The sequence below is a fragment of the Noviherbaspirillum aerium genome (genome assembly GCF_008929045.1).
Lineage (GTDB): Bacteria > Pseudomonadota > Gammaproteobacteria > Burkholderiales > Burkholderiaceae_D > Noviherbaspirillum > Noviherbaspirillum aerium.
The window spans coordinates 56,831-80,740 of sequence record NZ_VFAH01000008.1; the positions used below are offsets into that span (position 1 = coordinate 56,831).

At 61.7% G+C, this 23,910-nt stretch carries 21 protein-coding genes; 18 read left to right on the top strand and 3 right to left on the bottom strand.

What is annotated here, in order from left to right:
* Positions 1–186: 186 nt before the first annotated feature.
* Positions 187–393, bottom strand: a complete 207-nt coding sequence (locus tag FH061_RS13390) for a hypothetical protein (RefSeq protein WP_151636334.1) — start codon at positions 391–393, stop codon at positions 187–189.
* Between the two features lie 310 nt (positions 394–703).
* Here FH061_RS13390 and FH061_RS13395 point away from each other — a divergent pair, with 310 nt between their 5' ends.
* The 5 genes from FH061_RS13395 to FH061_RS13415 all read left to right on the top strand — a co-directional run bounded on the left by FH061_RS13395 (position 704) and on the right by FH061_RS13415 (position 7,158).
* Entirely contained in the window at positions 704–1,921 is a 1,218-nt protein-coding gene (locus FH061_RS13395; protein WP_151636335.1) for a TolC family protein, read from the top strand.
* Entirely contained in the window at positions 1,918–2,478 is a 561-nt protein-coding gene (locus FH061_RS13400; protein WP_151636336.1) for a hypothetical protein, read from the top strand. The genes FH061_RS13395 and FH061_RS13400 overlap by 4 nt, the downstream gene beginning before the upstream one ends.
* A 2-nt stretch (positions 2,479–2,480) precedes the next feature.
* Positions 2,481–3,608, top strand: a complete 1,128-nt coding sequence (locus tag FH061_RS13405; protein ID WP_151636337.1) for an efflux RND transporter periplasmic adaptor subunit — start codon at positions 2,481–2,483, stop codon at positions 3,606–3,608.
* 8 nt (positions 3,609–3,616) lie between these two features.
* On the top strand, positions 3,617–6,721 hold the full coding sequence (locus tag FH061_RS13410) for an efflux RND transporter permease subunit (RefSeq protein ID WP_151636338.1): 3,105 nt from the start codon (positions 3,617–3,619) through the stop codon (positions 6,719–6,721).
* A 62-nt stretch (positions 6,722–6,783) separates the two neighbouring features.
* The gene (locus FH061_RS13415) at positions 6,784–7,158 is read left to right on the top strand and encodes a hypothetical protein (RefSeq protein ID WP_151636339.1); all 375 of its coding nucleotides are present in this window, start codon (positions 6,784–6,786) and stop codon (positions 7,156–7,158) included.
* Between the two features lie 160 nt (positions 7,159–7,318).
* On the opposite strand, the gene FH061_RS13420 is transcribed toward FH061_RS13415, so the two are convergent.
* Together FH061_RS13420 and FH061_RS13425 are read right to left on the bottom strand one after the other, a co-directional pair.
* On the bottom strand, positions 7,319–8,158 hold the full coding sequence (locus FH061_RS13420; RefSeq protein WP_151636340.1) for a phytanoyl-CoA dioxygenase family protein: 840 nt from the start codon (positions 8,156–8,158) through the stop codon (positions 7,319–7,321).
* 289 nt (positions 8,159–8,447) lie between these two features.
* A complete protein-coding gene (locus tag FH061_RS13425; RefSeq protein WP_151636341.1) occupies positions 8,448–8,840 on the bottom strand; it encodes a hypothetical protein in 393 nt (130 codons plus the stop codon).
* Between FH061_RS13425 and flhD the strand changes: the two genes are divergently transcribed.
* From flhD to FH061_RS13490, 13 genes are all read left to right on the top strand, one after another.
* Positions 8,824–9,141, top strand: a complete 318-nt coding sequence (gene flhD, locus FH061_RS13430; protein WP_151636342.1) for a flagellar transcriptional regulator FlhD — start codon at positions 8,824–8,826, stop codon at positions 9,139–9,141. The two genes, FH061_RS13425 and flhD, sit on opposite strands and share 17 nt — an antisense overlap.
* 42 nt (positions 9,142–9,183) lie before the next feature.
* Positions 9,184–9,747: a flagellar transcriptional regulator FlhC gene (gene flhC, locus FH061_RS13435; protein ID WP_151636343.1), complete on the top strand. Its 564-nt coding sequence runs from the start codon at positions 9,184–9,186 to the stop codon at positions 9,745–9,747.
* A 28-nt stretch (positions 9,748–9,775) separates the two neighbouring features.
* On the top strand, positions 9,776–10,573 hold the full coding sequence (locus FH061_RS13440; protein ID WP_151636344.1) for a class I SAM-dependent methyltransferase: 798 nt from the start codon (positions 9,776–9,778) through the stop codon (positions 10,571–10,573).
* A gap of 239 nt (positions 10,574–10,812) precedes the next feature.
* Entirely contained in the window at positions 10,813–11,673 is an 861-nt protein-coding gene (motA, locus tag FH061_RS13445; RefSeq protein ID WP_151636345.1) for a flagellar motor stator protein MotA, read from the top strand.
* A 30-nt stretch (positions 11,674–11,703) separates the two neighbouring features.
* Positions 11,704–12,663: a flagellar motor protein MotB gene (gene motB / locus FH061_RS13450; protein WP_151636346.1), complete on the top strand. Its 960-nt coding sequence runs from the start codon at positions 11,704–11,706 to the stop codon at positions 12,661–12,663.
* Between the two features lie 52 nt (positions 12,664–12,715).
* A complete protein-coding gene (locus tag FH061_RS13455) occupies positions 12,716–13,261 on the top strand; it encodes a chemotaxis protein (RefSeq protein ID WP_151636347.1) in 546 nt (181 codons plus the stop codon).
* A 107-nt stretch (positions 13,262–13,368) separates the two neighbouring features.
* Entirely contained in the window at positions 13,369–13,734 is a 366-nt protein-coding gene (locus tag FH061_RS13460; RefSeq protein WP_151636348.1) for a response regulator, read from the top strand.
* Between the two features lie 57 nt (positions 13,735–13,791).
* A complete protein-coding gene (cheA, locus tag FH061_RS13465) occupies positions 13,792–15,975 on the top strand; it encodes a chemotaxis protein CheA (protein ID WP_151636349.1) in 2,184 nt (727 codons plus the stop codon).
* Positions 15,976–16,007: 32 nt separating this feature from the next.
* Positions 16,008–16,520: a chemotaxis protein CheW gene (locus FH061_RS13470; RefSeq protein ID WP_151636350.1), complete on the top strand. Its 513-nt coding sequence runs from the start codon at positions 16,008–16,010 to the stop codon at positions 16,518–16,520.
* Between the two features lie 253 nt (positions 16,521–16,773).
* Positions 16,774–18,534 (top strand): methyl-accepting chemotaxis protein, encoded by a 1,761-nt coding sequence (locus tag FH061_RS13475; RefSeq protein ID WP_151636351.1) that lies wholly within the window; start codon positions 16,774–16,776, stop codon positions 18,532–18,534.
* A 223-nt stretch (positions 18,535–18,757) separates the two neighbouring features.
* Entirely contained in the window at positions 18,758–20,485 is a 1,728-nt protein-coding gene (locus FH061_RS13480; protein WP_151636352.1) for a methyl-accepting chemotaxis protein, read from the top strand.
* A 700-nt stretch (positions 20,486–21,185) separates the two neighbouring features.
* Complete coding sequence (locus tag FH061_RS13485) at positions 21,186–22,853, top strand: methyl-accepting chemotaxis protein (RefSeq protein WP_225984653.1); 1,668 nt, start codon at positions 21,186–21,188, stop codon at positions 22,851–22,853.
* A 154-nt stretch (positions 22,854–23,007) separates the two neighbouring features.
* A complete protein-coding gene (locus tag FH061_RS13490; RefSeq protein ID WP_225984654.1) occupies positions 23,008–23,907 on the top strand; it encodes a CheR family methyltransferase in 900 nt (299 codons plus the stop codon).
* The last annotated feature ends 3 nt before the right edge of the window (positions 23,908–23,910 follow it).

Genomic DNA, 23,910 nt, shown 5'->3' on the forward strand with positions numbered 1-23,910 from the left:
GTAGATGTAATGGCGCGACACTTGTTTGAAAATAAACGCCGGGCCTCGCCAACGAGCAAGGCCGTCCGGCAATCATGCCGTGCCTGCCACGCGGTGCCTTCCTGCATTGGTTGGACGGCGAGGCAAGTGAACCGGCGGAAAAATGCATCACTACGCTGCGATCACTTTGAGACGGAAACCCGGATGCTATAATCCGCGCATCAACCCCAAGTCCCGAATCAATCCGTGCGCCGACTGCTCTGTCTCTTTCTGCTTGTGCTGCTGCCTTTGCATAGCTTTGCGATGCAGGGCGGATGGCACGCGTCCGGAAAGGCCGCTTTCAGCATTGCGCATGAAATCGACCATCTCATCGGGGAAAGTCATCATCATGATGATCACCACGGCGGGGTTCATTACGATGACTCGACGGCATCGTCGGAGCATCTGGCTGAACATTCGGCGGCTCACAACTGCGCCGCCATTCCATCCACAATTCCTGCCCTGGTGAGCGTACGCGCGACTCGCGCGTCGGACACCCAGCCTCAACACTACCTGCCCGACCCATTTCCGCAGCGTCTGCAACGCCCCCCTGCAAGCCTAGGCTGATCCGCCGAAGGCATCTCCGTACTTCATCCGGCTTTTTCCAAAGCCGTGAGGGTTCGCGCCTAGCCGCGACCTGTGCAACTGCCTTCGGCCGTCCTTACGGTTACCGATTGGAGATTGCATGCGTGCTCATTTTACGATTCACACTGTTATTGTCTCGGCTGTCCTGACACTGGGTTCAACGGCCGCTTACCCGCAAGCCGTTCCAGACAGCCTCAAAGCTGCCGTCGAGGCAGCATGGCAAAGATCACCCCAGGCTCGAACGCTGGAGTCGAGACAGGACGAGATCCTGGCAGGCCATGAGGCCGCGCGCTCCTGGATTGCGGGTTCGCCCTCCGTCGGACTGTCCGAGCGCAGCGACCGCTGGACCGACCGTGCCGGTGCGAGAGAGAGGGAGGTGTCGCTGTCGGCGCCGGTCTGGCTCCCCGGGCAGGTTGCCGCACGCCGGGCGCAAGCCGAGGCTGGTGCGGCCGAACTTCAGGCACAGATTGCCAACCTGCGGCTTAGCCTTGCGGGCGAGGTCCGGGAGCGCCTGTGGGCTGTTGCCTCAGCCAGGGAAGTCTTGGCCGAAGCTGTCAATCGCCAGAAATATCTTGAGGCGACTGCGGAGGAAGTCATGCGGCGGGTCAATGCCGGCGACCTGGCTCGCACGGACGGCATGCTCGCCCGACAGGAGGCGCTTGCCGCCAGGACTGGCGTTGTCGACGCTCAATTGAAGCTGCGCGAAGCCTTGCTGCGCTTCACTACCCTGACTGGTCTGGCGGAGATACCGCCGCCGGCAGCGGAGCCCGTGGCGGATGCGCCGGTGGAGCCTCATCCACGCCTGTCCGCTTCAAGGGCGGCCATCCGGAATGCGCAGGCGTCGCTCAACGTGGTCGCTAAAAACCGAAGCGAGCCGCCGACTGTCGGCGTCGCCTATCGCCGCGAACGGGAAGCCATCGGCGGCGAATCGGCCTCCAGCGTTAGCTTCGGCATTGACATTCCCATTGGAACCGCCGCACGCAATCGGCCTCTCGAGACGGCCGCACAAACGCAACTGGTCACCGCATCCGCAGAAGCGGTCCAGTCCGAAGCGGGCCTGCAGGCGGACATCGCGCTCGCGCGCGAGCAGGTCGCGGCTTCCGAACAGGCACTTGACGCGGCCGTCAGCCGCGCCGGCATCGCGCGCGAACATGCGCAACTGATCGAGAAGGCATTTCGCATGGGTGAACGCGGCCTGACCGAAATGCTCAGGGCCCGAAGCATCCTGCATGAGGCGGAGGCGGGCGAGCGGCAGCAGCGTATTGCCGTCGGCCTGGCCTGCGCCCGCCTGAATCAAGCATTGGGAGTAACTCCATGAAAGCCATACAAATCATCATTTTCTGCCTGGTGTTCCCGGTACTCGCCTTCGCGCATGGAGGGGCGGACCACAGCCACGACGATGCCCCCGCAGCATCAGCATCCGTATCGGCTCAGCCGCGCATCGAAACGGCAACGGAAATCTTCGAGATCGTCGGCCGCCTGGAGAACAATGAACTCTCGCTGCTGATAGACCGGTTTGCGACCAATGAGCCGGTCCTCAACGGCAATGTCGAAGTCGAGGTGAATGGCCAGAAGGCTGCCGCCAAGTTCCATGCGGACCACGGCGACTATTCGGTCAGCGACCAGGCGTTCATCAAGGCGCTGGCGAAACCGGGAAAACACGTTCTGATGTTGACGGTTTCCGCGGGCGATGACACCGACCTTCTCGAAACCACGATGACGGTCGGCGGTGAAACTTACGCGACCGCGGATGGCAAGACCGGCTTGCGACATGTGCCGCTCTCCACCGCAGCGATCATTGGCGGCATTCTCGCCCTCGTTCTGGCTGCAATTGCCATCGTGCTGGCACGCCGCAAACCTTCCACCGGAAACTGAACATGAACAAGCTTTCATTCCCCATGCTCGGCCTGGCGGCGGCTGGATTGGCCGGATTGATTTCCGCGTCGGCTGTGGCAGGGCCGGGCGCCCACGGCCCAAACGGCGAACACCTGGACGCTCCCGCGTCAGCCAGCACCACCGGACTTGCGCGCCTGCCCGACGGCAGCGTCAATGTGCCAAAGCTTGCGCAACGCCGGATGGCCCTGCGCACCATCGTCGCCGAGGCGGGCGAGCATCCGATGACGGCCGAACTGAACGGGCGGGTCGCAATGGATCCGAATGCCGGCGGCCGCGTCCAGGCGCCATTCGCCGGCCGCCTCGAGCCCGGACCCAAGGGATTGCCGGTTGCCGGCCAGCGGGTCGAGAAGGGACAAGTGCTCCTGTACGTCCGTCCGATCGCGGCGGCCATCGAGCGCGGCAATCAGCAGGCGCAGCTGGTCGAAATTCAAACCAGCCGCCGTCTCGCCGAACAGCGGGTCAGAAGGCTCGAATCGCTGGAAGGCACCGTGCCGCAGAAGGAAATCGAGGCAGCGCGTGCGGAACTCGCCAGCCTGACCGGCCGCGAAAAAGCCGTGGCCGGCACGGTGGGAGGCAGCGAAGCAATCACCGCACCCGCTGCCGGAGTCATCGCCGCGGCCAATGCGCTTAACGGCCAGATAGTCGAGGCCCGCGACATGCTCTTCGACATCGTGGATCCCGCCCGGATGATGGTCGAAGCGGTGACGACCGAGCCCTCCCTGGCCGCACGCGTGGAGTCCGCCGCCCTGGCGAACATTCCGGGCGTCGAGTTGGCGTTCATCGGAGGCGGGCGCTCCTTGCGTGAAGGCGCCTTGCCGCTGAACTTCCGTGCAAGCGCCAAGGACGCCGCACTCGCGGTGGGCCAGCCGGTAACGTTGGTGGCGAAGCTCAAGGATGCGGTCAAGGGCATCGCCGTGCCTGCCGAGGCGGTGGTGCGCAACCCGTCCAACGAGCCCATCGTGTGGATCAAGTCCGGCGCCGAGCGTTTCGTCGCGCAACCGGTCGAGACCCGTCCGCTGGACGCCAGCCGAGTCGTCGTCGTCAAGGGGCTGGGGCCCGGCAACCGCGTTGTGGTCTCCGGCGCCGCGCTGATCAACCAGATTCGATAAGGACATCTATGTTCAACTGGATAGTTCGTTCGAGCCTGGCGAACCGGCTGTTCGTTCTGGCCGCCGCCATCATCCTGGTGATCTACGGCACGTTCATGGCCCGGCGCACGCCGGTCGATGTCTTTCCCGACCTGAACAAGCCCGTGGTGACCGTGATGACCGAGGCCGGAGGCATGGCGCCGGAGGAGGTCGAGCAGCTGGTGTCGTTTCCCCTGGAAACCTCGCTCAACGGCATGCCCGGCGTGACGCGGGTGCGTTCCGTGTCGGGCGTCGGGCTGTCGATCGTCTATGCCGAGTTTGACTGGGGCACCGACGTCTACCGCAACCGGCAGCTGGTTTCGGAACGACTCACGCTCGTCAAGGAGCAGCTGCCGGAGAGCGTCACCCCGATCATGGGGCCGGTCTCGTCCATCATGGGCGAAATCATGCTGATCGCCTTGCCCATCGACGTATCGAAGGCAAGCCCGATGCAGGCCCGCGAGTATGCCGACTTCGTGCTGCGGCCGCGCCTGTTGTCCATTCCGGGCGTATCGCAGGTCATTCCGATCGGCGGCGAAGTTCGCCAGCTGCGCGTCGAACCCGACACGGCGCGCATGGCGCAGTTCGGCGTTTCGCTGGAGCAGGTTGCCAATGCGCTCCAGGGAGTTGCCGCCAACACGAGCGGCGGTTTCATCGACCTGAGCGCGCGCGAGTACCTTATCCGCAACCTGGGACGCACGACGCGCCTGGAAGACGTGAAGGGGATAGCGGTGGCATTCCGCAACGGCACGCCGGTGTTGCTGGAACAGGTGGCGTCGGTGCGTTATGCCCCGGCCTTCAAGCGCGGGGATGCCGGCATGAACGGCAAGCCGGCGGTCATCGTCAGCGTCCAGAAGCAACCGGCCGCGGACACCGTCAAGCTGACCGACGACATTGAAAAGGCGCTGTGCGAACTCAGGCAGGGATTGCCGGCCGGCTTGGCGGCGCCGGAAATCCTCTTCCGCCAGGCCGACTTCATCGAGGCATCCATCGGCAACGTCGTCGACGCCCTGCGCGACGGCGCCATCATGGTCGCGATCGTGCTGTTCGCATTCCTGCTGAACTTCAGGACCACGGCGATTTCGCTGATCGCGATACCGCTGTCGCTGGCGGTCACCGCGGCGGCATTCCACCTGCTGGGCCAATCCATCAACGTGATGACGCTCGGCGGACTGGCGATTGCCATCGGCGAACTGGTGGACGATGCCGTGGTCGACGTGGAAAACATCCTTCGAAGACTCAAGCAGCGCCAGGGAGAAATGAATCCGGCATCGGTGCTCGACACCATCTGGCACGCCTCGGTCGAGGTGCGTTCCGGGATTGTCTACGCGACAGCCATCGTGGTGCTGGTCTTCGTGCCGCTGTTCGCCCTGCCCGGAATCGAGGGGCGCCTGTTCGCGCCGCTCGGTATCGCTTACATCGTTTCCATCCTGGCATCCATGCTGGTATCGATGACGGTCACTCCCGTGCTTTCCTATTTCCTCCTGCTGCACATGAAGCAGCTTGGGCATGGAGACAGTCCGGTGGTGCGCACGCTCAAGGAATGGGATGCCAGGGCGCTGGAGTGGTCCTTCCCGCGCGCCAGGCCCATCCTCGCCGTGGCAGCGCTGCTCGTGGCGGCGGCCGCGGCAACGGTGCCGTTCTTTCCCAAAGCCTTTCTGCCGCCCTTCAATGAAGGTTCGCTTGTGATGGGCATGACCTTCACGCCAGGCACATCCCTCGCCGAAGCCAACCGGATGGGCGCGCTTGCCGAAACGCTCATCAAGGAGGTGCCGGAAGTCAGCAAGGTGGGGCGCCGTACCGGCCGCGCCGAGCTGGATGAGCATGCCGAGGGCGTCCATTCCTCGGAAATCGACGTGGACCTGAAGCGTTCGGACCGCGACCGGGAACAGGTGATGGCCGACCTGAGGGCGAAGATGGCTGTCATTCCGGCCGCGGTCTCCATCGGCCAGCCGATCTCGCACCGTCTCGACCATCTGCTTTCCGGCGTGCGCGCGCAGATCGCCGTCAAGGTCTACGGCGACGACCTCGACACCCTGCGCGGCCTCGCCGAGGGGCTGCGCGGCAGGTTCTCCAGCGTACAGGGGCTGGTGGATCTTTCCGTCGAGCGCCAGGTACTGATCCCGCAAATCAAGGTGCGCGTCGACTACCGCAAGGCGGCGCAGTACGGACTGGCTCCCGGCCAGGTGCTCAAGGCCCTGGAGACGCTGTCCGAGGGTGACCGCATGGCGCAGGTGGTTGACGGACCGCGCCGCTTCGACCTGATGCTGCGCCTGCCTGACCAGAGCCGCTCGCCGCAGGACCTGTCGCGCATCATGCTCGACAGCCCGGCCGGACAGGTGCCGCTGTCGGCGATTGCAGCGGTGGAGGAGAGCGACGGCCCGAACCAGATCGGCCGCGAGAACGGCCGGCGGCGCATCGTCGTCTACGCCAACACCGACGGTTCCGACATGTCGGGCATCATCGCCGACATTCGCAAGGCGGTGGCCGCGACAACCCTGCCGGCCGGCTATTTCATCAGCATCGAAGGCCAGTTCCAGGCGCAGGAGCAGGCGACACGTCTGATTGTCGGCCTGTCGCTGATATCGCTGGCGATGATTTTCCTGGTGCTCTATTCGCGCTACAAATCGGCGGCGCTGGCGCTGGTCATCATGGGGAATATTCCGTTCGCCCTCATCGGCAGCGTCATCGCGATGTGGATCGCGGGCATTTCGCTGTCCGTGGCATCCATGGTCGGCTTCATTACCCTGACCGGTATCGCGACCCGCAACGGCATCCTGAAGGTCAGCCACTACATCAACCTCTGCAAGTTCGAGGGGGAAACCTTTGGCACGACCATGATTGTGCGCGGATCGCTTGAACGGCTGACGCCCGTGCTCATGACCGCGCTGGTGGCGGCGTTCGCGCTGGTGCCGCTGCTGCTGGCGGCCGATGCGCCAGGCAAGGAAATCCTGCATCCGGTGGCGGTGGTGATCTTCGGCGGCTTGATCAGTTCGACGCTGCTCGATACCTTGCTGACCCCGCTGATTTTCTGGCTGGTTGGCCGCCGGCCCCTGGAGCGCATCGTCGCCGGCAAGTCGCAGGAAGCGTATTGATAACGGGCTGTTGCAGCGGCGCCCGGGCAAGAGCCGCTGCCGAATTCCCTAAGGAGAAAGCAATGAAAAAACTATTGGCCCTGGCGGCAATCGGAATGGCCGTCGCATCCGGCCAGGCGCTCGCACACGGCGAGACGGCAAAGCATGGCGGCATCGTCCAGGAATCCAGTGCGGGCATCAGCCTTGAACTGGTGAGCAAGGACGGAAAGACCATGATTTACGTGGAAGATCATGGAAAGCCGGTGGCCACCACGGGCGCCTCGGGCAAACTGACCGTGTTGAACGGCAGCCAGAAAACCGAAGTGGCGCTGGAGCCTGCCGGCGACAATGCCCTGGCTTCGAAAAGCGATGCGAAGATTGCATCGGGGTCGAAAGCGATTGCGGCCATTACCTTCGCGGACAAGAAGACGGCGAGCGTACGATTCTCGGTCAGGTAATGTGGCAATGGCCGGCGCAGCAGGAAGCCGCCGGCCGCGCGGGCGCAGCTTTTCTTGCATCAAAAGAAAAATGCCCCGCAGGGCATTTCTCATCGAGTCGAACAGCGCAGCTGCCAGCAGCACAGGCAAGCTGCAGCACGGGTGAAGCATGCTCGGAATTTCAGTCGACGCCCTTGATCAGACCTTCGATCGTATGCGCCTGGACCACGTGTTCCAGCTCATCGACGATGCGGCAGGTCAGGTGCGACCGGACCTCTTGCGGCAATGCGTTGTAATAGGCCCGGGTCACCTGCATGTCGTGATGCTGGGAATTCGTGGCATCGGGCGCGTCGACCCCGAGCACGAAGACCGGCCGAGACCTGTTCGAGCGATTGGCGGTGCCGCGGTGGATGGTCAGCGCGGAGCGTGCCGAGATGTCTCCCATTTTCGGAAGCTTGCGCTGGGCGCGGGCCTCGTAGCGGTGATAGTGCGACGGGGGAGGGAACATGCCCTTGTCGCAGCCGCTGAATTCGTCCCACTGGGTGCCGGGAGCGATTTCGAACGGCCCCATGTCTTCCTCGACGTCGACCGTCGTGATATTGAATGCCAGCGAATTGAGGCGGCGTCCGACGCGCGTGGCGTCCGGCATGGGGAAGTCGCGATGCCAGGGCTGATTGGCAGCGCCCGGACCGGGGACATCGAAACCGGTTTCGACAACCCGGTATTGCGGACCGAGCACCGCGGTGCAGACGGCGACAGCCCAGGGATGGGTGATCAGGTCGACAAAACCGCGGATGCGTTCAGGATGCACTTCGACATAGAACCGGTTCGGTCCGCGTCCCAGGGCGCCGCCGGGGCGCCGCTGGGCTTCCTCGAACAGCATGTCGATATCCTGGCGCAGGCTTTGCACCCAGCTGCGTTCGAACGCCCCCTTGAGGCCGATGATGCCGTCACCGTAAAGGCCGCGCATGATATCGGCGGTGTCAAATTCGTCATATCGGGGTTGCAGTACTGCGCTCATGTCTCATCCTTGAATGGCGGGGCGGCTCGCTTGGGACGGTAGGCTTCTCAAGGCGGTGCCGTGTGGTCTGGGGAATTGGCCTGCAGCATGGCTGGAGGCTTTGCAGGAGACCGGCGGCGCGGCCGGAAAGTGCCCGCTCTGGATGAAATATTTTTCCGCTTTGCACCTTTGGCAAGCCTGCCGGCGATTCCGGCGTCAAGGCACGAAAAATGTCTTCCGGCCTAAATCGAGCGTCCTTCATGCCGATAAGAGCAATGAACACACAGGCGGAAATTTTTTTGCCGGAACCCTAAAGTTCGCGTTTCTGCTGCCGTAATACAACAAAGTCGATCGTTGTAGCCAGTAAGGCACGCTGCAAAAGCAGGATTTTGCACTGCCGGAAGCAGGCAACGGAGGCAAGTTTTTTAAAAATTTTCCCTTCGGCGAGGGCAGATGTCAGGTGGCCATTCCGGCTGCAAGCCAGATGCCAAGCCATTTTCCGGACTTCGAAAGAAGTGCGGGATTCCCCACGCCCGGCATTTGTAGGACAAATACCGACAGGCCATGCCGCCTTGCGTCTGACGCAAAATATGGGCGCGCTCCGCTTTTCCCAATTTTCGACCGCGGTCAGAATCGCTTCCAATGCAATGCCATCAGGCAACTGCAATCTAGGACGGGGGTTCACGATGACGACGAACGACATGCTGGCAGAAATTCGGGATGCCAATTTGAGTTACCTCATGCTGGCGCAACAGATGATTCGTTCCGACAAGGCGGCGGCGGTGTTCCGGCTTGGGATCAGCGGTGAAATGGCCGACTTGCTCGAAGGGTTGAACAATGCGCAGATTCTGAAGCTTGCCGGCACCAACATGATGCTGGCGCGCTTCCGGTTCGACGACGGCGCGATCCTTGGCATGCTGACCAGTCACACCAAGGACCGCGGCCTGTCGCAGACGCATTCCGCCATCCTGATGGCCGGACAAAAGATAGAAGAATTGTCCTGAACGGCAGTGCCGATTCAGGTTTTTGGATGACAAGAGGACAACATGGCGAAAAAGAGCGTGGTCACGGAAGCACAGGAAATTCAGCTCGCGATCGAACTGATCAAGCTGGGTGCCCGCTTGCAGCTTCTAGAATCGGAGACGACGCTTTCGCGTGAACGACTTCTCAAGCTCTACAAGGAGCTCAAGGGCGTGTCGCCGCCGAAGGGCATGCTGCCGTTTTCGACCGACTGGTTCATCACCTGGCAGCCCAATATCCATTCTTCCCTGTTCATCAATATCCATAAATACCTGGTCGAGCATGCGCAGATCTCGGGCATCGAGGCGGTCATGAAGGCCTACAAGCTTTATCTCGAGCAGGTCGAGCCGGATGCCTCGGGCGAACCCGTGCTGTCGCTTACCCGTGCCTGGACGCTGGTCCGCTTCTTCGAAAGCAAGATGCTCGAGACCGCCTGCTGCAGCAAGTGCGGCGGCGATTTCGTCGTGCACCGACTGGATTTGCACAACGACTATATCTGCGGCCTTTGCCACATGCCCTCGCGCGCCGGCAAGACCAAGAAGCTGAAGGAAGAGGGCGCGGCATCGTCCGCTCCGCTGTTCCAGGCCTGATCTTCGTCTTTCTTCCCGTTCGCTTCTCATGCACAGCAGGCGCTCGCAGCCGGGCGCCTCGCCGCACCGGCTGCCTTCCTTTCCTCCCGCGGTCCAGGCGCTGCTGATCCAGTTGCTCGCGCTGCTGGCGACCTTGGGCATGGCGTTTCACGCATTGCCGCTGCTGGATGTGCAGGTCAATGTCGCCATGGCCGTGCTGCTGCAGGGCGGTATCGCGGCGGCGCTGACCCGATGGCGCCGGCTCGCTCCCTGGTGGCCGTTCATTCAATTCCTGTTTCCCTTGACACTGGTGCTGGTCCTGTCGCTGGGCCTGCCGTCATGGATATACCTGTCCGCCTTCAGCGTTCTGCTCATTCTCTACTGGAGCACTTTCCGCACGCAGGTTCCTTACTATCCCTCCCGTGCCGCCGTCTGGCATGAAGTCGAGCGCCTGCTTCCTTCCGATCGTCCGCCGCGATTCATCGATATCGGCAGCGGTTTCGGCGGTCTCACCATGCATCTCGCCCGGCGCCGGCCTGACGGCGACTTCGCGGGAATCGAGCTCGCTCCCCTGCCATGGTTCGCGAGCCTTGTGCGCGCCAGGCTGAGTGGCAGCCGAGGGCGCTTCCTCCGGGGAGATTATGCCGACCTCGACTTTGGCGACTATGACGTGATCTTTGCCTATCTGTCGCCGGCGGCAATGCCCGCTCTCGCATCCAAGGCCATGGCGGAGATGAAGCCGGGCAGCTTGCTGCTCAGTCATGAATTCGCCATTCCCGGCGTGGAGCCGCAGCTGCTTCTTCATCCCGGCAACGGGCGCGATGTCTTGTACGGATGGTATCGATGAGAGGGCATGGCGATGGAGGCTGTTCAAGTTCGGCCGGTTTTTGCCGTTAATTTCGCATCAACGTTGCCCGCGAAAGCCGGATTGACCACACCGATGCAGAGAATGGTTGTGAAGGGCTTCGCGAATTGGCAAAATGGTTGACCTAAGGAAATACAACTAATTGGAACACCGCGCCCGCCGGCAGCATTGCTTCAGATTCGGCGGCGCGGCGCGGGAACATCAAGACCGGAGCGCAGCCCTTGTTAGTCATTGTTGGATACATCATCGTTTGCGTTTCCGTGTTCGGCGGCTTCGTCATGGCGGGCGGGCACGTCGCCGTGCTGTTTCAGCCGATCGAACTCCTGATGATCGGCGGCGCCGCCTTCGGCGCCTTCTTCGTCGGCAACAACGGCAAGTCGATCAAGGCGACGCTCAAGGCATTGCCCTCCGTGTTCAAGGGTTCCAAGTACAGCAAGGCGCTCTACATGGAGCTGATGACGCTGCTGTTTGAAATCCTCAGCAAGGTCCGCAAGGAAGGCCTGATGTCGATCGAAGGCGATATCGAAAACCCCGAGCAGAGCGCCATCTTCAGCAAGTACCCCGGCATTCTGGGCGATCATCACATCGTCGAATTCATGACCGATTATCTGCGCCTGATGGTGTCCGGGAACATGGACGCCTTCCAGATCGAGAACCTGATGGACAACGAGATCGAGACGCATCATGCCGAGGGCGAGGTGCCGATTCATTGCGTGGCCAAGCTCGGCGACGGCCTGCCGGCGTTCGGTATCGTCGCGGCGGTGATGGGCGTGGTGCACACCATGGAATCGGTCGGCCTGCCGCCCTCGGAACTGGGCATGCTGATCGCGAAGGCGCTGGTCGGCACCTTCCTCGGCATTCTTCTCGCCTATGGCTTCGTGGGTCCGCTGTCCGCGCTGCTCGAACAGAAGCTGCACGAGTCGTCGAAGATGTTCCAGTGCGTGAAGGTGACCCTGCTGGCCAGCCTGAACGGCTATGCGCCGGCGCTGGCGGTGGAATTCGGCCGCAAGGTCCTCTATTCCACGGAGCGCCCGACGTTCGGCGAACTTGAGGAACACATCAAGTCATCCAAGTCCAAATAACACCTCGATACCCGACAGGCAAACCGCGACATGGCTGACGAAGGCTTACGCCCGATCATTGTTAAACGCATCAAGAAGGGCGGCGGCGGCCATCACGGCGGCGCCTGGAAGATCGCCTACGCCGACTTCGTGACGGCGATGATGGCGTTCTTCCTGCTGATGTGGCTGCTCGGCTCCACCGCCAAGGGCGACCTGCAGGGTATTGCGGAGTATTTCAAGACGCCGCTCAAGGTGGCGATGTCGGGCGGCTCAGGCTCCGGCGACAGCTCCAGCATTGTCCAGGGCGGAGGCAAGGATCTCACCCGCAAGGACGGCCAGGTCAAGAAGGGCGACGACCCGGAGATGAAAAAGACCTACAACCTTCAGGCCGCCCATCTGAAGGAGGCGCAGGAGCAGCTTGAGCGGGCAGAAATCGCCCGCCTGCGTTCATTGAAAGCGCGCATCGAGGAAGCCATCGAGGCGCGTCCGGCCCTGCGCCAGTTCAAGAGCCAGCTGCTGATCGATATCACCACCGAAGGCTTGCGCATCCAGATCGTGGACGAGCAGAACCGGCCGATGTTCGCGTTGGCGAAAGCCGAGCTGCAACCCTATACCAAGGACATCCTGTATGAAATCGGCAAGGCATTGAACGACATGCCCAACCGGGTCAGCCTGTCCGGGCATACCGATGCGACGCCTTACGCCAGCGGCGAAAAGGGATACAGCAACTGGGAATTGTCGGCCGACCGCGCCAATGCGTCGCGGCGCGCATTGCTCGCCGGCGGCATGGATGAAAGCAAGCTGCTGCGAGTGGTCGGATTGTCTTCCGCGGTCCTGTTCGACAAGGAAAATCCGCTCAATCCGATCAACCGGCGCATCAGCATCATCGTCATGAACCGGAAGGCGGAGGAAAGCGCATTGAAGGATGGCGGCACGGTCGAGGTGCAAAACGCATCTCAGGTCAAGCCGGATATAGGCAGCACGGTTGCAAAACCGGAGCCGGTCAAGTGAAGCATGGTCGTCAGCAGTCGACAGACTAACGGGATGGGGACGGGACATTTCCATGACTAGAGATAAACAGCTGGGCTCGCAGGTGCAGAACCTGCTCTCCAATTTGTCGGATCATGGCACGCAGCATCTGAACGAAGTCGAGACCGACCTGGCGCAAACCAGTCTGCTGCTCGGCGAAGCGATCGAGAAGCTGGGTGCGAGTTTCATGGCCATTCATGAGGCAATCACCTCGCAGCAGGCCACCATCGACATGCTGCTGTCTGGCGTGTCGCTGACACCGGAACTGGCCGGCCAGATCAAGGCCAGGCATGCGGAGATCAGCCAGCACGTCAATGCGGCGGTCACCGGGCTGCAGTTTCAGGACATGACCGGCCAGCTGATCGGCCGGACAGTACGGCGGGTGACCGGCTTGAGGGAAGTGCTGGGAGAACTCGGCGCGGGCAGTACCGGCATCTCGGACAGCAACGCGGAAGAGATCGTCAGGACCCTTCATGCGATCAACAAGGTACTTGAGGAGCAGAGCGTGAAACTGGAGAGTGCATTGTGGAAGGCGGTTTGCCAGACGCACATGGAGAGCGGTGACATCGAGCTGTTTTGAACGGCACCGCAGCCTGCCGACATGTCTGCAGGCCGGCATGTGACACGGACAGCGCAATACAAGAAAACCGGAACGATCCGGAAACGAAAACAGCAGGAGTTGGAAAAATGGCAAAAACGATATTGGCGGTAGACGACTCGGGTTCGCTGCGACAAATGGTCGTGTTCAGCCTTCGGGCGGCCGGCTACCAGGTGACCGAGGCGGTCGACGGGCAGGATGGTCTCGACAAGGCGAAGACCCAGGTTTTCGACCTGGTGCTGACCGATCAGAACATGCCGCGCATGGATGGCCTCAGCCTGATCCGCTCGCTGCGCGGTCTGCCGACCTACCAGAAAGTGCCGATCCTCATGCTGACCACGGAGTCCAGTGACGAAATGAAGTCCAAGGGCAGGGCCGCCGGTGCCAACGGCTGGCTGGTCAAGCCTTTCGATCCCCAGCGCCTCACGGAAGTCGTGAAGAAGGTGATCGGCTGAACGCCGCACCCCCGCCATCACTGCAACCCTGTAGCGCGTAGATCACGGAGTTCCAATATGACCATTGATATGAGCCAGTTCTTCCAGGTGTTCTTTGACGAGACCGAAGAACTTCTCGCAGAAATGGAAAAACTGCTCCTGGCAATCGACATCTCGTCGCCCGGCGAGGAAGATCTGAATGCCATCTTCCGTGCCGCCCATTCCATCAAGGGCGGCGCCGGCACGTTCGGCCTCAACGACCTGACCGAAGTCACCCATGTGCTGGAGTCGCTGCTGGACAAGATACGCAAGGGCGAGATGGCCCTGTCCGCCGAGCATGTGGACGCTTTCCTGATGGCCAAGGACGTACTCAAGATGCAGCTGGACGGACATCGTCTGCAGACGCCGGTCGACCAGGAAGCCGTCGCCGATGTGCGCATGATGCTGGAAGCGCTGTCGGAAGGCGATATGCCCAGGGCCGTGGCGACGGCTACGCTGGAGATCGCACCCGGGCCGGCCGCTCCCGCCATTCCGATGGACGGATCGGCACGCTGCTTCCGCATCGAACTGCCGAAGATCGCCGAGCGCGACGTGGATGCGCTGTTCGCCGAACTTGGCTTGCTCGGCCATGCCGGCAAGGAAACCACGGCGGACGGCCACGTGATATTCACGCTGGTCGGCAGCAGCAGCCGGGACGACATCATTTCCATCTGCTCCTTCATCGTCGACACCGAGGAGCTGAAGATCACTGAAGAGACACCGCCGCGCGCAAGGACCGAGGCCGAACTCAGGGCCGCCCAGGAAGAGGCGCAGGGTTATGGCTTCTTCGATCCGATCGAGCCTGGCGCCGCAGACGCCGAGAACGCCGCGGCGGCGAAGGCGGCGAAGGCGGCACAGGAGGCAGCGCAAGGCTACGGATTCTTCGAGGGATTCGAACCTCCGGCGCAGAAAAACGTGTCTGAAGCCGAAGCCAAGGCGGCCGCCGCCGCGCTGCAGCAGGAGGCGGCAAACGCCGCCCTTGCCGACAAGAAGGCGTCGGCAAAGCGCGAGGCGGACAAGGTACATCACAACGCCGAGACTTCCTCGATCCGCGTCGGCATCGAGAAGGTGGATCAGCTTATCAATCTCGTCGGCGAACTCGTCATTACCCAGGCCATGATCGAGCAGCGCACCAGCTTGCTCGACCCCATGCTGCACGAGCGGCTGCTCAACAGCGTCAGCCAGCTCACGCGCAATACGCGCGACCTGCAGGAAGCGGTGATGTCGATCCGCATGATGCCGATGGACTATGTGTTTTCGCGCTTCCCGCGCATGGTGCGGGATCTTGCGAGCAAGCTCGGCAAGCGCATCGAATTCGTCACGCATGGCGCCGCAACCGAACTCGACAAGGGTCTGATCGAGCGCATCGTCGATCCGCTCACGCATCTGGTGCGCAACAGTATCGACCACGGCATCGAGATGCCCGAAGTGCGCAGGGCGGCCGGCAAGAGCGAACGCGGCCGCCTGTCCCTGTCGGCCGGCCACCAGGGCGGCAACATCGTCATCGAAGTGACCGATGACGGCGGCGGGCTGAACCGCGAAAAAATCCTGGCCAAGGCCAAGTCGCAGGGCCTGGCGGTTTCCGACACGATGGCCGACGCGGATGTCTGGCAGCTGATCTTCGCTCCGGGCTTCTCCACCGCCGAGACCGTGACCGATGTGTCGGGCCGCGGCGTCGGCATGGACGTGGTCAAGCGGAACATCGCGGCGATGGGCGGCGTGGTCGATATCCGTTCGGCCAAGGGCTTCGGCACCACCATCTCGATTTCGCTGCCGCTGACGCTGGCCATCCTCGACGGCATGTCGATCAAGGTCGGCGAGGAAATCTACATCCTTCCGCTCGGCTACGTGGTGGAGTCGCTGCAGCCCGACCCGGCCGACGTCAAGGAAATCAGCGGACAGGGACGGGTGGTAAAAGTGCGCGGAGAATATCTGCCGCTGATTCCGCTATACCAGATGTTCGGTATCGAGCCGAATTTTTCCGATCCTTCGCAAGGCATCGTGGTGATCCTCGAATCGGAGGGCAGAAAAGCCGCATTGTTTGTCGATGACCTGGTCGGACAGCAGCAGGTGGTGGTCAAGAATCTTGAATCCAATTACCGCAAGGTGGCAGGCATTTCCGGCGCCACCATCCTGGGCGACGGCGGCGTCTCGCTGATCATCGATGTCGCGGCATTGCTGCGATCCAGCCGTCAGCTTGCCGACGAATCGATTTTTTCCTGATTATTCTGAATTTCCCCGAGAAGGACCTCAACATGACACAAGTGGTACAGATGAATGCTCCGGCAGCCGGAGAAAAATCCGACAAGGACATTGCCGGCCAGGAGTTCCTTGCCTTCACCCTGGGCAAGGAAGAGTATGGCATCGACATCCTCAAGGTTCAGGAAATCCGCGGTTATGAAACCGTTACCCGTATCGCCAATGCACCCGACTTCATCAAAGGCGTGGTGAACCTGCGCGGCATCATCGTGCCGATCGTGGACATGCGCATCAAGTTTCACCTGGGCGAGCCGACCTACGACCAGTTCACCGTCGTTATCATTCTCAACATCGGCGGACGCGTCGTGGGAATGGTGGTCGACAGCGTGTCGGACGTCATCACTCTCTCGCCCGAGCAGATCAAGCCGGCCCCGGAAATGGGCACGGCGCTCAACACCGATTACCTCATCGGTCTGGGCACCATCGATCAGCGCATGCTGATCCTGGTGGACATCGACAAGCTCATGTCCAGCTCTGAAATGGGCCTGATCGAACAGCTCGCCGCCTGACGCCGCCAATCGGTGCCCACGGCATCGGCAAGTGTGCCGATGCCGCGGGAAACGTAATCGGCAAGCACCGCAGCAATACAGAAACAAACAACCATAAAAATCGGCATGCCGGCAACGTACCGGCATGCATGCCGGAGAAACAGGAATGGAAGGCGACGTACAGGGAAGGGAAGGATCGGGCGGCAATTGATCTTCACTCCCGGACATTGCTTATCCGTTCGGCCTGGCAATTACACGGAGAGAAGAAGAGACAATGTTTAACAACCTGACCATCAAATCCCGGCTGGTGTTCGTGATCAGCCTGCTGTCGCTGCTGCTGATCGGCAGCGGCGTCGTTGGCATTGCCAGCCTGAGCTCGGCCAATTCGTCCTTGAAGGCGATCTATGACGATCGCATGGTGCCGATCGGGCAACTCAACCATATCGTTCGCCTGACGTCCGAAAATCGCATGGCCGTTGCGGAATCCATGAATGGCGATCCCGCCGTGGTGGTCAAGCGGATGGATGAGGTAGACCGCCGCTCTGCGGAAGTCGACAAGCTGTGGACCGCGTTCATGGCAAACGGACTGGATGCGGAGGAGAAGGAGCGCGCAGCCAAGTCGCTGGAGAGCCGCCAGAAGTATGTCGCGGAAGGCTTGAAGCCGACGGTCGAGGCATTGCGCGCGGCCAACGTGCAGCAGGCGATGGAAGTCATGCAAGGGCCGATGAGTCAGCTTTTCGCAAGCTTCCAGGAAAATATCGACAAGCTCATCAAGCATGAGGAAGCCAATGCGCGCAAGGAGTTCGAGAAGACCCAGAGCATGTATGTCATGGTGCGCAACATGTCGATCGCCGCGATGGTGTTCGGCGTGGGATTGGCGGCGCTGATCGGACTGTGGCTGATCCGGGCGATTTCCGCCCCGCTGAACGAGGCGGTGCGTATTGCGCGCGCCGTGGCATCGGGCGATCTGGCGCAGCGTATCGAGATCAAATCGAATGATGAAACCGGCCAGCTGCTCATGGCCTTGAAGGCGATGACCGAGAGCCTTTCGCACACCGTCGGCCAGGTGCGCAGCGGCACCGAGACCATCGGCGTCGCGTCGCGCGAGATCGCCGCCGGCAATGCGGATCTGTCATCCCGCACCGAGTCGCAGGCCGGTTCGCTGGAAGAAACCGCGTCCTCCATGGAAGAACTGACTTCCACCGTCAAGCAGAACGCCGAAAACGCCCGCCAGGCCAACCAGCTGGTGGTTTCCGCTTCCGATGTCGCCGTGCGCGGCGGCGAGGTGGTAAGTCAGGTGGTCGATACCATGGGCTCGATCAAGGACAGTTCGCGCAAGGTGGTCGACATCATCGGCGTCATCGACGGCATCGCCTTCCAGACCAACATCCTCGCGCTCAACGCGGCGGTCGAAGCGGCCCGCGCCGGCGAACAAGGCAGGGGCTTCGCGGTGGTGGCGGCCGAAGTGCGCAACCTGGCGCAGCGCTCGGCCGGCGCGGCCAAGGAGATCAAGGCGCTGATCAACGATTCGGTGGAAAAGGTCGATGCTGGCGGCAAGCTGGTCGATGAGGCGGGCAAGACGATGGAAGAGATCGTCACCTCGGTCAAGCATGTGGCCGACATCATGAACGAAATCACCGCCGCCAGCCAGGAACAGAGCTCGGGTATCGAGGAAGTCAACCGCGCCATTGCGGAAATGGACGAGATGACCCAGCAGAATGCCGCCCTGGTCGAGCAGGCCGCCGCCGCAGCAGCCAGCATGGAGAACCAGTCGGCCAGTCTTGCGCAGGCGGTTGCCGTCTTCCGCCTCAATCCCGCGGAACGCGCCGGCGTGCAGCCCGCCGCCGGCGCTGTTTCGCACGCCGCCGCATCCGTATCTGCCTCTGCCAGGCGAATTCCAGGCAAGACGTCTGAAGCACTCGTTCCGCCGCGCCCGTCAACAGCGGTAAGTCACCTCGCCAAATCCGCCGCGCCTGCCAAGTCGGCAACGCCACTTGCGGCGCGTGGCGGAAACGACGAATGGGAGGAATTCTGATGCCGCCAGCAGTAGCCGCAGAAACGGAAGGGCGCAATCAGACTTGCCGGAAGCCCGTTCGGAAATTGCTTCAAGCAGTTTGAGCCTGGTGTTCGGAGCCCGCGCGTACGAGCGGTACGCCGGGCACCGCCGTGCCGGGATCAGGTGCCGCAGTCGCTTGTGAAACGGCCTTCGAGAGATCTTTTCGGCTGCTCTCTATCAAACCCAGGAAAAAGGAAACCTTATGTTGAAACTTGCCAATATCAGAATCGGAACGCGGCTCGCCCTCGGCTTCGGCCTGGTGCTGCTCGGCGCTACCGCGCTGCTGGTCCTGGGGTTGTGGCGCATGACGGCCTTGCATGCGAACACCGAAGTGATCGTTTCCGAAAAGATGGGGAGCCTGACCAGCGCCATGGAAATGCGCGAGACCGGCTGGTCGCTCGCACTGGCCCTGCGCCAGATCGCGACGCCGACCGATGCGCTCGAAGGCGAGCGTGAATCGAAACGCCTGGGACAGTTGCTCGAAAACTATGCAAGGGCGGAAGCGGTGGTGAAAAAATACTCCACCGATGCGCAATCGAAAGCCATTCTTGGCTCGGCCATCGAGCAAGGCCAGGCGATCCTGCCGGTCATTGAAAAGATCAAGGGACATGCCGCCGGGGGCAATTATTTCGACGCGGCGTCCATGCTCAAGAACGATTTTCTTCCGCTGCAGGAAAAATGGCGCGCCTCGCTTGTCGCACTGGCCGATCATCAGCAAAAGATGATGCAGGCCACCTATGCGGCTTCCCAGGAAAATTTTGTCTCGACGCGGCTCGGCATGCTGGCCGTGGGCATCCTGACCATTGCCATTGGCGGCATTATCGCGCTTGTCATTACGCGCACCATTACCGTGCCCTTGCAGAGCGCCGCAAGAATTGCGGACACGATCGCCGCCGGCGACCTGAGCGCGCGCATCGATGCCGAGACGGGCAACGACGAGGCGGGCCGCCTCGTGCATTCGCTGAAAGTCATGCAGGGCAACCTGGTCAATACGGTAAACGACATCAAGCGCGGGACTGAAACCATTGCCGTGGCCGCACGCGAGATTGCATCGGGCAATGCGGATCTGTCATCCCGCACCGAATCGCAGGCCGGTTCGCTGGAAGAAACCGCGTCCTCCATGGAAGAACTGACTTCTACCGTCAAGCAGAACGCCGAGAACGCCCGCCAGGCCAACCAGCTGGTGGTTTCCGCTTCCGACTATGCGATCAAGGGAGGCCAGGTGGTAAGTCAGGTGGTAGACACCATGGGCTCGATCAAGGACAGTTCGCGCAAGGTGGTCGACATCATCGGCGTCATCGACGGCATCGCCTTCCAGACCAACATCCTCGCGCTCAACGCGGCGGTCGAAGCGGCCCGCGCCGGCGAACAAGGCAGGGGCTTCGCGGTGGTGGCGGCCGAAGTGCGCAACCTGGCGCAGCGCTCGGCCGGCGCGGCCAAGGAGATCAAGGCGCTGATCAACGATTCGGTGGAAAAGGTCGATGCTGGCGGCAAGCTGGTCGATGAGGCGGGCAAGACGATGGAAGAGATCGTCACCTCGGTCAAGCATGTGGCCGACATCATGAACGAAATCACCGCCGCCAGCCAGGAACAGAGCTCGGGTATCGAGGAAGTCAATCGCGCCATTGCGGAAATGGACGAGATGACCCAGCAGAATGCCGCGCTCGTCGAACAGGCCGCCGCCGCCGCCGGCAGCATGCAGGATCAGTCGCTCAAGCTGGAACAGGCGGTCGCCGTGTTCCGGCTCAACGCATTCGACTCGCAGGCAGTGGTCGCCCCGGCCGTGCCTCTTTCGTCTCCTGCCCGTTCCGATCGACGTGCCAAGGCGGCCGCCGAAACCGCGGTGGCGCTTCGTTCAGCAAGGTCAGCCGCCGCTCTGCCGCCGAAAGTTCAGGCATCGCGCGGTGGCGAGGAGTGGGAAGAGTTCTGATCCCCCGCCAAAAGCCTGAAGGACTGTCGACGGCTTTCCGGCCCGATTGATCAAGAATGCATGAGCATGGCGGCCAGCCATGCTCATGTGGCATCAACTTGCGAGGCGGACAATGCCGTCTTCGCCTCAATTTCCTGTGCATGCCCCCATTGGCGCCGAGGCTTGGGCAGCTCTTGTTTTCGGATTCGCACGATCTCCACTTCCTTTGCGTTCCTGTCCGGCCGGTTGAACGCCGGCGTCTCCGATCCGGTTGTGGCTTCCGGTCTAAAGCAGCTGCGAAGGCTGCAGATAATGGCGCTTTTTCGGTAATTAAGATGGCTCCCTGCATTTCTTCGGGGTAATATATTCCTAGTGAAACACCGGTTTGCCGCCGGTGGCGCAGGCGATGTTGGTCGCAGAAACATTGCAGATCAAGATGACCGGAAGACCCGTCACCTCATACGAAGGGACATTTGCGTGAACCTGCGCAGCCTGAACATTCTTGCGTGCCCGGCGGCCGGCTTCTGTGTCATGCCCGTCATCGGCGCTCCCGGCGCAAGGGTGTTGCAGGCAGATTTCAAGACGGATGGCAAGAGGCCGATAAGAAAAGAGCAGCCATAAAAACAGTACGTTCCTTCTCACCGGCGTGCGCGTCGCCGGCGCAATGGAAGCAAGCGGAGATATGCAGCAGCAGTCTTATTTGGGAGACGAAATGGAAATCATGAAACAGAAACCCTTTCAATATCTAGCGCTTGGAGCCGGCACGATTACCGCAGGTACGGTGTCGGGTGCGCTCGCCTACGCGATCGGGGGCAATAGCGTGGGACCCGTGATCTCCGCAGCCATCGCTTCGGCGGCCTCGGCCGTGGTGGCAAGCCTGGCCTATCGCATGGCCGGCGCCAGCGATAGCTTGGGCGTTGCCGAGCTCGGGGAGGAAGTGGACCATATCATGATCGGCGCCGCCGAAACTTCCTATTTCGTCGATTCGATCAAGAAGAAGGTGGACCAGGATCTGCAAACCACCGAGCAGATCGCCGGGCGCGCCGCACAGACCGTCGAAGCGACGGAACAGATTGCCGCCAACGCCGAGCGGGCTTCACGCGTGGCCGCGGATGTGCGCTCCGAAAGCGTCGCCGGCCGCACCGAGGTTGACCAGGGTTTGCAGCGCATCAGCAATGCGCGGCAGGATGCGCAGACGGCATCCCGGCTGATGAGCGAATTGCAGGAAAGGGCGCGCCGGATTCATGTCATCACCGAGGTGATCAACGAGATCGCCGCCCGCACCAATCTGCTGGCCTTGAATGCGGCCATCGAGGCGGCGCGCGCAGGCGAGCACGGGAGGGGGTTCGCCGTCGTTGCGGGAGAAGTCCGCCAGCTGGCACAGCGCACCAAGTCCGCCACCGATGATATCGGCGCCATGGTGCGGGAAATCAATGAAGAAGCCGAACGCGCGGCAGCCGGCATGTCGGCGCTGACGGGCAAGGTCAACGATGCGGCGCAGAACGTGGAAAAGGTGCATGGCTATCTTGGCAATATCGAGCGCTCGGCCGGGATTTCGGAAAACGAGATCCAGCAGATCGCATCCGCCTCGCGCGAGCATGTGGAAACGTCGCATCTGATCTCGGACGCCATCTCGCGCATTCGTGACGGCATGCTGGCCACCGAAGAGGAATTGCCGCGTGCCACGCGGTCCGCGATGATTTTGTCGGAGCGAGGCGAAGTGCTGTTCGATGCCCTTGCCCGCTCGAATGCCAGGACTTCCCACGATGAAATCAAGGTTGTGGCCCAGCGTGCGGCGCGCGAGGTCGGCAAGCTGTTCGAACAGGCGATCGCCAATGGCCAGATCACCGAGGCGGCGCTGTTCGACCGCAGCTACAAGCCGATACCGAACACCAATCCGCCGAAGCACACGACCAGTTTCGACAGTTTTACCGATCGCATGCTGCCGGCCCTGCAGGAAAAGATTCTTGAAGATATGCCGCAGATCGCGTACGCCGGCGCTGTCGACAACAATGGCTATTTCCCGACGCACAACCGGAAATTCTCCAAGCCGCTGACTGGCGATTATGATACCGACCTCGTCAATAACCGGACCAAGCGCATTTTCAACGATCGCACCGGTTCGCGCTGCGGTTCCAATACCAAGCCCTTCCTGCTGCAGACCTACAAGCGGGATACGGGCGAAGTGATGCATGACCTGTCGGCACCGATTTATGTGAAAGGCAGGCACTGGGGAGGATTCAGGATCGGTTATCGTTCAGCCTCGGCGTTGGCGCCGAATGCCGGTACGTCGACGCCTGCGTCGGCGGGACCGGTGCACACGCCGGCTCCGGCCACCAGGGCGGTGCGGCAGGTACAGGCCAATCCCCGCAAGCCGGGGAAGAAGTAAGGCGCTGCCGTTCCAATGGACCGAAAACCGGGGACCGGGAACCGAGAGCAAGGCGCGGCAGGCAATCGGGCTGCGCCCGGGCGGTGAAACAATAGAGCAGCGAAATAAAGCGAATGCACGCACCAAGGGTTTTGCAGTGGAACAGGTAAGAAAGATGTCGGACGCAATGCATGTCGTGAAAACAGGAAAGAACGAAGCCGGCAAGGAGTTTGAATTCACGTCGCGTGATTTCGAGAGAGTGCGCGCGCTGATACATCGGCGGGCGGGCATCGCGCTGGCCGACAGCAAGCAGGAAATGGTGTACAGCCGCCTGGCGAGGCGCTTGCGCGCCACCGGCATACGTTCATTCCAGGCGTATCTCGATAGTCTGGAAAGCCGCCAGGATGACGGCGAGTGGGAAGCCTTCACCAATGCGCTCACCACCAACCTGACTTCGTTCTTCCGTGAGGCGCATCACTTTCCCATCCTTGCCGAACATGTGCGCAAGCGCAAGGAGCCGGTCACGGTCTGGTGTTCCGCCAGTTCGACCGGAGAAGAGCCGTATTCCATTGCGATGACCCTGTGCGAGGCGCTCGGGTCCGCCGCCGCGCAGTCGCATGTGATTGCCACCGATATCGACACCAATGTGCTCAATACCGCGTCGGCAGGCATCTATTCCATGGACAGGCTCGACAAGATGGATCCGGAACGCGCCCGCCGTTTCTTCCTGAAAGGCAAGGGGCAGCATGAAGGGTTTGTTCGCGTACGGCCGGAACTTCGCCAGATGGTGACGTTCCGGCAGCTCAATCTGCTGGCCGGCGAATGGCCCGTGAGCGGACCATTCGATGTCATTTTCTGCCGCAACGTGATGATCTATTTCGACAAGCCGACCCAGGGCAAGATTCTTGCGCGTTTTGCTCCGTTGATGAAACCGGACGGGCTGCTCTTCGCCGGTCATTCGGAGAATTTTCTATACGTCTCGGATGCGTTCAGGCTGAAGGGCAAAACCGTCTACGAACTTGAAACCCGGAGCGGCGCCGCACAGCGCGCAGCCGCATCCAGGACTGAGAAATAAGCC